Genomic DNA, 9,114 nt, shown 5'->3' on the forward strand with positions numbered 1-9,114 from the left:
TTTGTATGCCCACCAAAAATCATAGAGTTACCGCAATTGACTCCGAATTTATTGAGGCATAAAAAGTGGTTTATGATCGACAACATTCTGTTTTTAAACAGAATTTATACCCCTGCAATTCCCAAAGAGCCGTAAATTTTCCTGTGATGGCGAGGGTTCGCGGTATGGACTAGATCGTGGACTTTATCTAACCAATTGATCTTGCTGAGCGAAGCGCATTGCTCTCGCCTAATACCAGTAGTTCAGATCACAGGAAAATTTACAGGAGGATATATGGCGGACCCCAATTAACATACAGCGACTTCTGCAGTGTGATGTACAGCGCAGCGTCGTACTGCATTTTTGCAGGTTGTTCAAGAACATGGGCGAAAGCGAGACCCAAGAGTTGCGCGACCAACAGAGTGGTGGCGAATCGTAATAGTTTCGGCGGAATGGTGTGTCTCCTAGCGAGAAGTGTGGCACGGCGAGACACCTAACCGTTGACTAAACAGAATTAGAAAATAAGGCGCTAGGCAGAATCTGCATAACACAGGTTAACACCCATACGAAAAAATAGGCAATCAAGGGAACCTACGCTGATGATAATCCCCCATTATTATCATCAACTATCAGGCGGAACTAAATCGCGCCGGTCTTCATAATCCGTATTCTTTCCTGCTGTTCTTCAATGACCTTAGCCGCAAGACAAAGAGTCGCCATCAAGTGTTGGCGTTCCAATTCCGTACCAAATACCTCGTTGTCAACAGGGATAAAGCCTAAAGTGGCAAGGCTATTGAGTTCACCAATTAACGTATTGATGTCGACTACCTGCTGGGTGTGATCGTTCATGCGAATGACTCCTATCGATTGAGCAAAATTCAGCAAATTCATTTAGACGATAGCCACCTCTCCTCAAAGTACAGATCGAAACTCCGTGGCACGGTTTGCTTCCTATTCTGTCTTGCTAGCCTTGCCGTCAGAATCTGCCTTCTGGTTGGGACTAGCCTCAATCTTGACCTTGGTGGTGCCGTCCTCTTCCATATCCAGCTTTTTAGCGGCTGCGCGAGACAGATCGATGGCCCGATTCCCCACATAAGGCCCCCGGTCATTGATCCTGACCTCGACCTTTTTGCCATTTTCAAGGTTAGTCACTTCAGCCTTGGTCCCCATTGGTAAACTGGGATGGGCCGCAGTCATTTTTTTTTGATCAAAGGTCTCGCCATTAGCGGTCTCCTCGCCTTGAAATCCAGGGCCATACCAAGATGCTTTGCCCACCTGCTTGTGGCTCGATGGGGCGGAAGCCGCACTCCCTTTGCCGGGTTCCACTGAATTTCCCGAGGTGCAACCAGAAAGCGCCAAGGCGCCTATCAAAACAACTCGCGAGAAACCAACAAAAGGGTTGCGGCGGGACATTACAATGCTCAGCGCTATCATGACTCAATCCCCACGGGATCACTGGTATTATGGAAAAAACTACCATTACTCCATGGAGAGCGTCTGTGCTGTAACACACATACCGATTAAACGAGCCTTCCTGTCACCGGCTGGAATGTTTTGCCTTCCTTCGCGCATAGAGATTCATTAACGGAGTCACCGAGATCCCGTGCAGCACGATGGAGACAGCCACTGTGGTTAGGGTGAGGGCAATGATTTTCTCGGCTAAAGGGCGGGGCAGACCCTGATTAATCGCGTACATCAAATAATAGATCGAGCCGATTCCACGGATGCCGAACCAGGAGATGAGAATGCGTTGATCGTGCGATATAGGCGCTCCGATCAATCCAAACCATACCGACAGGGGACGCACTACCAGAAAGAACAGCAATAGAAACTCAGCGGCGCTGGCGGGGAGATCGATGAAGGGGAGCATCGCGCCGACCACCAGAACAATCGCGACCTCCGCGATCCGCTCCAAGTGCTCATTGAAGCCTTGCACCTCTTGCATCATATAGGCGCTGGCAAATTCCGAATGGGTGGCCAACTCCGCATGAGCCTGCTTGCTCTGAAGATCGGTTTCCCGATTAGTTGAATGGGAGACTTCCTCAGGCTGTTCTTTCACCCGCTGCAAGGCGAGGCCCGCAGCAAAAACAGCCAGAAAACCATAGGTGTGGCTGAGCACTGCAAACCCGTAGGTCAATGCGATCAGGCCCAGCGCCAGAAACTCATCGAAACCGACCGATTCCTTGTGGCGGCTCCGCAGATAGACCACCAGCCTCCCGATGAGCGTACCCAGCGCCCCACCGATCCCCAGACCGCCGGCAATCGCCCAGAACACGTCCACTGCAAACCAGCGCCAGCCTTCTGTACCCAGGTCATGCAGACCCAGCAGACCCAGGCCGAGCATCACAAACGGAAAAGCGGCGCCATCGTTCAAGGCGCCTTCGCCCGTCAGGCTAAAGCGCAACTGATCACGATCCTTCGCCTCTTCAACCTGGACATCGGAGGCCAGAACCGGATCGGTGGGCGCAAGGATCGCTCCGAGCAGGATCGCCGCACCCAAAGAAAGGCCGAGGTCTATCACCCCGATGGCGGCAATGAGCGCCACCGTTAGCGTCATCGAAACGGTGGCTAGGCGCACCGGCAGACGCCAGCCCCGGTTCGACAGGGGCAGACCGAGTTTCAGACCGACCGCAAACAGCGAGATCAGCACCGCTACTTCAGCCATTCTTTCCAGCAGAACGGTGTAGATCAGCGGATCGGGCGCCATAAGGGCCAATCCAGCGGGACCCAGCCCGTAACCCACGGCCAGATACAGCATGGCGGTACTTAAGGGCAGCCGTTTCAGCAACGTGCTCGACAAAGCCATGGTGATCAGCAGTGCGCCGATAATCAGGGTCCAGATCGCGAAGAACATCGTATACGGCTCAGTCGCTACCCATGCGATCTGAGCATTGCCACCTGGGAACTGAGTTCATGGCTGCGCAGCAAAGCCCTGGCGCAGCCAGTGGTTGGCGAGAGCGATGGCGCCGCGGGTGGCGGCAGTGTTCGCAAGGGCGTTGAGCATCACGAAGTCGTGAATGATCCCTTGGAAGCGCACGGCGGTGACGGGTACCCCCGCTGCCCGGAGCTTATTGGCATACGCCTCTCCTTCGTCGCGTAGCACGTCGGCTTCGGCGGTGATGACCAAGGCTGGCGGGAGGCCACGCAGTTGTTCGAGGGTCGCGCGCAGTGGAGAAGCCGTAATCTGTTTTCGCGCGTTTGGATCCGCCGTGTACTGATCCCAGAACCACATCATTGCATCGCGGCGAAGAAAATATCCCGTGGCGAAGCGATGGTACGACTCGGTATCGAAAGACGCATCAGTGACCGGGTAGAAGAGCAACTGCTGCCGGATCCTGGGACCGCCGCGCTCTTTTGCCATCAGCGTGACGACCGTAGCCAGGTTGGCTCCGACACTGTCGCCCGCCACCGCAAGGCGCTCCGGGTCCAGGCTCTGTTCACGCCCGTTCTCTGCAACCCACTTGACGACCGCGTAGCTTTCCTTAATCGCGGTGGGGTACTGAGCCTCCGGCGACAGGCTGTAGTTCGGGAACACCACCGCCGCCTGCGCGCCGACGGCAAGCTCCCGGATCAGTCGGTCATGCGTGTGCGCATTGCCGAATACCCACCCCGCCCCATGTAAGTACACGATGACGGGGAGGAGCGCGGGCGCACTTTGCGGGCGCAAAATCCTCACAGAAACCGAGCCGTCAGGGCCGCCCGGGATCGTTCGATCCTCGATCTCAACCGGGAGTGTACTGACTGGACCCGATTGAACCTCATCGACGGCTGCACGTCCCTTCTCTGGACCCAGGTCGAAGAGATACGGCGGATTCGCAGTGGCCTTGACGAATTCCTGAGCTTCCGGTTCAAGCTGAATAGTGACTGACATCTTTCATGTCCTCCATTGGGTCTCCAAAAGAAATCCTCCCGTAAATTTTTTCTGTGATAGCGAGAGTTCATTGCGTGGGCCGAACCATAGGCTGTTACTCAACCCATTCTTAGTGGGTCAATCGTTTTGCATATAGCCATAATCTTCCCCGCTTGCTTAACCTTGGCCGCCTATCTCATGTCGAACAACTCAAAATGGAAATCCTCCGTAGCCAAACCTTTCGCAACCAGGTTCTGGCGCAAGGCGCGGCCAAAACTCGACGGCCCACAGAACCAGAGGTCGGCGTCTTTCCATTCAGACACCCACTGACATAAACGCTCCGCATTCAGCGGGCCGTCTTTCGTGGTCACCAGCAGGCGCAGTTGAACCTTCGCCCGGTCTGCCAACGCACGGATGTTGCTGATGAATTCCTCATCCGGCATCCGGGTGCTATAAAACAGGGTGATCGCCTGGCGGCGCTCTCCTTCCGCCAACGCCCTCATTCGCGCAATGAACGGCGTGATACCGATGCCGCCGGCGACCCAGATTTGGCAGGGCTTGCTGCTGGAGAAGTCAAACTGGCCGTAAGGACCTTCCACTTTGACCCCATCGCCCACCTTCAAGGTAGCCGGGAGGGTATCCGTGTAGTCGCCGATGCCTTTAATGTCAAAACTCAGCTTGCCGTCACCGGCCCAAGCCGAGGAGAGGGTGAAGGGATGGGGGCCTTCGTGCGGATCAAAGGTGACGAACGCAAACTGCCCGGCCTCATGTCCGGGCCATGGGTCTTTCAACATCACGCTGACGTTGATCACCCGGTTGTCTGGGTAGTGAATAAGTCGCTCGATGAGGCCAACGGCACGGCGGTCGTGTCCGACGGTGCGGAACAAAGAGACCAGCGCAGCCACGGTTCCGGCCAGCATCAAAACGGCTATAAACGGCCCGATCACTTCACCCCAGTAGCTGAACTTCATCAACACCAGCGAATGAAAGACCAGAACCAGGTACACCATCGCCAGCAGGCGATGAGTCTTAAAGAAATAGCGGTACGGAAAGCGCTTGATCAGCGCCAGAACGATCAGCGCCACCGCCGCGTAGAACGCCCACTCGCCCACATCTTCAGCCAGACCGCGCTGGCTCTGAAAGAACCGGAACAGGGCAAGGGGCTGCTCGGAGGCCGGGGCGCGAACCGGGCGTTCGAGCCACCCCCAGCCGACCATCCACTTGGGTACTTTCACCCATGACCAATGCAGGATTACGATCACCAGCCCCGTGATCCCCAGCCATTTGTGCAGCCGGTACATTTTGTCCAGCCCGCCCAGAAGCGGCTCAAGGCGTACCGGACGCGCTGACAAAATCATGCCGACGCTCATCACGCCCATGCCGAGGATGCCGGTGTAGTTGACCATTGATGCGCGAAAAGGGAAGAACGCAGAGGAGTTCGTCAATACGGCGTCTGCGACCAGCCATAACACGGACAGCAGCGCCAGCAACACGAGGTAGCTGATCTTGATTTCTTTCACGGTGTCAACATTCCTTTAACGGATCGCGTCGGCAAAAAAGCCCCAAGGTCTACGCAGCGGCGCGATAGCCTTCGCCCTCTTTCCATTGGAGTTCGACACGACGCGACTCAGGGACTACGGACATCGCATGAGTGGCAAACAGGAAGCCCTCTGCGTTCCGCCACCAACTTGCGCCAGTGGCGAAGTCGGTGTCGGTGGTCATAATTCCACGTGATACCGCCGATTCAATGGCGGCGGCCATTTCAGATGTTGCGGAAAGATTCAGGATTTTCATAACGCTACGGGCTGAAAAAATTTGCTTATCCATTTTATTTCCCTTCGGTGGGTTTGCTGCGTTTCAGGTGAGGGCGGAAAACGCCCATTATTATTACCCCTATGGAAAATGTCTGTGTTCTAACGCACATAGCTGATGGTTTGCTGAACCACCACCCGCGCCGGCTTGGCGCGCTCGCCGTAAGGCGGTTTGGATTCTGGGGTATCGACTCTGTACTGAGCCTTATGAAAACGTATGCGCGCTACAGCACAGACGCTTCTTGTAGGGTAATAGTAAGGTTGCTTTTCGTAATGCCAGCCATGCGGGTTCAGAATACTGAGCGGTATTGAAACTGGCGCGCACCTTACTCTCTCCGGCGGACACTTCCAGCCAGCCGTTAATAACCTTCGGGTAATTTCGCCGTATTTTACGCGGGTGAAATTTTAGAGTGGGCTAGAAGAGAAAACCTAATGACCGTGAGGGGTCAAACACAGCATAAACCTCGCCACTGATTTTTCTCATCCCCTTGTTTTGGAGACTGACCCATGAATTCTTGCCCGCACTCTTCGCTGCGCAACCTTCCCACCCTAGCCGCCCTGCTGCTGGGCCTGAGCAGCGGACTGACCGCTCTCGAACTGTCCGCCGCGCCGACGAACATTCCTTCGGCGGCGACCCGCTTCACCGACAACGATAACGGCACGGTGACCGACCACCTTACCGGGGTGATTTGGCTAAAGAACGCCAATTGCACGGAAACGGTCGGTGGGGTCAACAAATCAGCGGGGGTTTTGGCTTGGGATAATGCTCTCGCTTGGACGGCAGCGCTGGATAATGGCAGTTGCGGTCTTACCGACGGTTCCACCGCCAGCCAATGGCGCTTGCCCAACCGTAAGGAATTGCAATCGCTCATTGATCATGGCGTAAGCAACCCCGCGCTACCTGCCGGCCATCCCTTCACCCGCGTCCAGTCCCATTACTATTGGTCGTCCACAACGTTTGCGCTTGGCGCCAACGGTGCCTGGGGGGTTAACCTCACCGACGGCAACCGGTATGCGGGCGGCGCGACCTTCATCCTCTATGTCTGGCCGGTGCGGCAACAGGCTAATATCCTCATCGAACAGGCAAAAGTAGCCAACGGGTTGTTTTGGGCTGCGCCATGATGGATTTCATCCTATTCCTAATGGGATTCATCAAGATTCTCGCGAGAATCTTGATGAATGGTTCTCAGTAAGTCAGCCTTGAAGCCAGAGGAAATTCGAATAACTCTGCACTCTCGTATTGAGGCCGATGGCATCCGATGGAATGCGCCGACTCTGGATGACCACAGTAAGAGCACTTCGTCTTAGGTTCTTCGATTTCCCGCGCCGGATTTTTCACTGCGGATCGAATAGTTGCGACCTCGCCACACTGCCGACAATGGTAGGAACGCCTTACTCCGCTCTCATCGGTAATCGGTATATTGGACACTTCTATTTTGCATGACGCGCATACCGTATAAACGGGCACAGAGTCCGGTTGTGGATAGCACTGAACCAAAAAAGATGCAGCGCGGCTTATTAGTAAATTGATTGATGTTTCTAATCGAACGGTCATTAAAACCTCCAGTCATCACCTTCAAGGACGGTCATGCAATGCGGGCTGTTAGCGATCAGCCAACTGCACACGTCCTGCTATATATTTCAGAGCATCTGGTATTACCATTAGTAGGGAGATTACCATTTCCCTTCAGAGACGTATGTTCTATAACGAACATAGGGTATTGCTAGTTGAGATCAAAATTTGCCTAACCTTACTGTTCGCTCCCACCGAATGTAACTTTTTTCTTTAGCCGTCCGGATGGAATACCCATCGGATCAAGAAATCCCTTAAAAACCTGAAAGTTAAGCTGTTGCCTGTGATCGCCAAAATGGTTCGAAATAGGGGTTCAGGGAAGTTCGATCTTTGATTCTTGCTTTCGGGAACTCCATTCCTGGAACAAGACGTAGGCGATAGCCAGCAAGGTTGGACCCAGAAAAATACCGAGGATGCCAAAGGCCAGCACGCCACCCAGCACGCCGAGAAACACCAGGATGAAGGGCAGGCGACTCCCCTGGCTGATGAAGTAAGGCTTCAGGACATTATCGACGGTGCTCACCACTAAAAACCCCCAGAGCGCGAGAAACATAGCCCACCCCGTCTCGCCGTTCTGGAACAGCCAGAGGGCGGAAGGCGCCCAGATCAGCGGTGGCCCGACGGGAATCAGCGAAAGAATGCACGTCAGCACGCCGAGCAACAGAGCGCCGGGTACGCCCGCGATTAAAAACCCCGCGCCGGCTAAGAATCCCTGAGCCAGTGCGGTGCCAATAATGCCGTAGACCACGCTGTTGATAGTATCTCCGGCGATACGAATTAACCCAGGGGCCTGCTTTCCACCGACTCGATTGAATACTGCTTTCAGCCTTTCCGAGAGTGCCTCGCCGTCCCGGTAGAAAAAAAATGCAATGAACACGCTAAGGCTGAGAGACAGGATGCCGCCGCCGAGGCCGGCCGCACGGCCCAGCGCCCAGTCTCGCAGAGGAATGAGATAGTGCACCAGCTCAGCAGTCAGTTTAGCGCCGCTACCCGCCATCGCTTGCCATCGGTCGTGGAGGCCAGAACCCACAACCGGCAGCTTCACTACCCATGCGGGGGGAGCAGGCGGCCCTTGACTGAGGAGTTGCCGCACCATTCCGATCAGCGTGGTCACATCTTCCGCCAAACCGACTCCGAGGAACACCAACGGTCCGATCAGCACTGCCGCGACCAGCCCTACCATCAGTCCGGCAGCCAATCCTTTCCTTCCTCTGACGGCCCGTTCGATCCGGCGATAAACCGGCCAAGTAGAAAAGGACAGGATCACCGCCCACAGGAGGGCGGAAAGAAAAGGGCGCAGGATGGCGAAACAACCCATCACCAAGACGGTGACGAGGGCGATGCCAGCCCATCGGTCGATACGGTTTTGGCTCAGCCCAGCGTTGGCCTCGGACCGGCTGGAAAATTCCAGAATCGGAACGCTTGAAACGGGTTCATCCATCAGAGTCCAGTGACCTCGACCGGTTGTGGGTGGAGCTATGTGTCAGCTTAACCCATAGAGTCCCCGGATTGGCCTGCTACAGGCTGACTACGGGAAGGGCTTTTCCCCTACGCCGTTTTTGCGATTTCGCTGCTCGATTGAAGTGTATCGGCGCCACTTTCATCCAAAGCCTTGGCCAAATCGCGTGGCGCGGGCTGGTGCTTACGCGAGCCGAAGATATGCGAGTAGGCCCAGGTAAATTCCGCCCCCAGCAGAAAGATCTGGGCGGAGTAATAAACCCAAACCAGCAGAGCCACCAGCGAACCCGCCGCGCCAAAACCGCTGGTCACTCCGCTTCTGCCGATATACAGACCGATCAAAAAGTTACCGATGGTAAATAACAGGGACGTGAGGGCGGCGCCTATCCAGACTTCGTCCCAGCGAATGCGCACGCGCGGCATGATCTTGTAAATCAGGGCAA

9 protein-coding genes are annotated in these 9,114 nt (G+C 55.2%); 1 reads left to right on the top strand and 8 read right to left on the bottom strand.

Features of this window, described 5'->3' with window-relative positions; translation table 11 throughout:
* Positions 1–618 precede the first annotated feature (618 nt).
* From BN874_RS06330 to BN874_RS06355, 6 genes are all read right to left on the bottom strand, one after another.
* A complete protein-coding gene (locus tag BN874_RS06330) occupies positions 619–828 on the bottom strand; it encodes a hypothetical protein (RefSeq protein ID WP_154724769.1) in 210 nt (69 codons plus the stop codon).
* Positions 829–930: 102 nt separating this feature from the next.
* A complete protein-coding gene (locus tag BN874_RS22265) occupies positions 931–1,413 on the bottom strand; it encodes a septal ring lytic transglycosylase RlpA family protein (RefSeq protein WP_230314350.1) in 483 nt (160 codons plus the stop codon).
* A gap of 103 nt (positions 1,414–1,516) precedes the next feature.
* Complete coding sequence (locus BN874_RS06340) at positions 1,517–2,833, bottom strand: cation:proton antiporter (protein ID WP_034431578.1); 1,317 nt, start codon at positions 2,831–2,833, stop codon at positions 1,517–1,519.
* Between the two features lie 57 nt (positions 2,834–2,890).
* A complete protein-coding gene (locus BN874_RS06345; RefSeq protein WP_034431579.1) occupies positions 2,891–3,850 on the bottom strand; it encodes an alpha/beta hydrolase in 960 nt (319 codons plus the stop codon).
* A gap of 170 nt (positions 3,851–4,020) precedes the next feature.
* Positions 4,021–5,349 carry a ferredoxin reductase family protein gene (locus BN874_RS06350; protein WP_034431580.1) on the bottom strand — a complete coding sequence of 443 codons (1,329 nt, stop codon included), beginning with the start codon at positions 5,347–5,349 and terminating at the stop codon, positions 4,021–4,023.
* A 49-nt stretch (positions 5,350–5,398) separates the two neighbouring features.
* On the bottom strand, positions 5,399–5,656 hold the full coding sequence (locus tag BN874_RS06355; RefSeq protein WP_034431581.1) for a hypothetical protein: 258 nt from the start codon (positions 5,654–5,656) through the stop codon (positions 5,399–5,401).
* A gap of 491 nt (positions 5,657–6,147) precedes the next feature.
* Between BN874_RS06355 and BN874_RS22270 the strand changes: the two genes are divergently transcribed.
* Positions 6,148–6,762, top strand: coding sequence for an Lcl C-terminal domain-containing protein (locus BN874_RS22270; protein ID WP_051497499.1), 615 nt, complete (start codon positions 6,148–6,150; stop codon positions 6,760–6,762).
* Positions 6,763–7,526: 764 nt separating this feature from the next.
* Here the strand turns inward: BN874_RS22270 and BN874_RS06365 are convergent.
* On the bottom strand, positions 7,527–8,654 hold the full coding sequence (locus tag BN874_RS06365) for an AI-2E family transporter (RefSeq protein ID WP_081756189.1): 1,128 nt from the start codon (positions 8,652–8,654) through the stop codon (positions 7,527–7,529).
* Positions 8,655–8,761: 107 nt separating this feature from the next.
* The coding region (locus BN874_RS06370; protein ID WP_195912119.1) for a YihY/virulence factor BrkB family protein at positions 8,762–9,114 on the bottom strand (353 nt) is incomplete at its 5' end.

This window comes from Candidatus Contendobacter odensis Run_B_J11 (genome assembly GCF_000531125.1).
Lineage (GTDB): Bacteria > Pseudomonadota > Gammaproteobacteria > Competibacterales > Competibacteraceae > Contendibacter > Contendibacter odensensis.

Bases quoted from the DNA above. Each gene is read 5' to 3' on its own strand.
- BN874_RS22265 (WP_230314350.1), bottom strand. From the start codon at position 1,413: ATGATAGCGCTGAGCATTGTAATGTCCCGCCGCAACCCTTTTGTTGGT.
- BN874_RS06365 (WP_081756189.1), bottom strand. From the start codon at position 8,654: ATGGATGAACCCGTTTCAAGCGTTCCGATTCTGGAATTTTCCAGCCGG.
- BN874_RS06330 (WP_154724769.1), bottom strand. From the start codon at position 828: ATGAACGATCACACCCAGCAGGTAGTCGACATCAATACGTTAATTGGT.
- BN874_RS06340 (WP_034431578.1), bottom strand. From the start codon at position 2,833: ATGTTCTTCGCGATCTGGACCCTGATTATCGGCGCACTGCTGATCACC.
- BN874_RS06355 (WP_034431581.1), bottom strand. From the start codon at position 5,656: ATGGATAAGCAAATTTTTTCAGCCCGTAGCGTTATGAAAATCCTGAAT.
- BN874_RS06345 (WP_034431579.1), bottom strand. From the start codon at position 3,850: ATGTCAGTCACTATTCAGCTTGAACCGGAAGCTCAGGAATTCGTCAAG.
- BN874_RS22270 (WP_051497499.1), top strand. From the start codon at position 6,148: ATGAATTCTTGCCCGCACTCTTCGCTGCGCAACCTTCCCACCCTAGCC.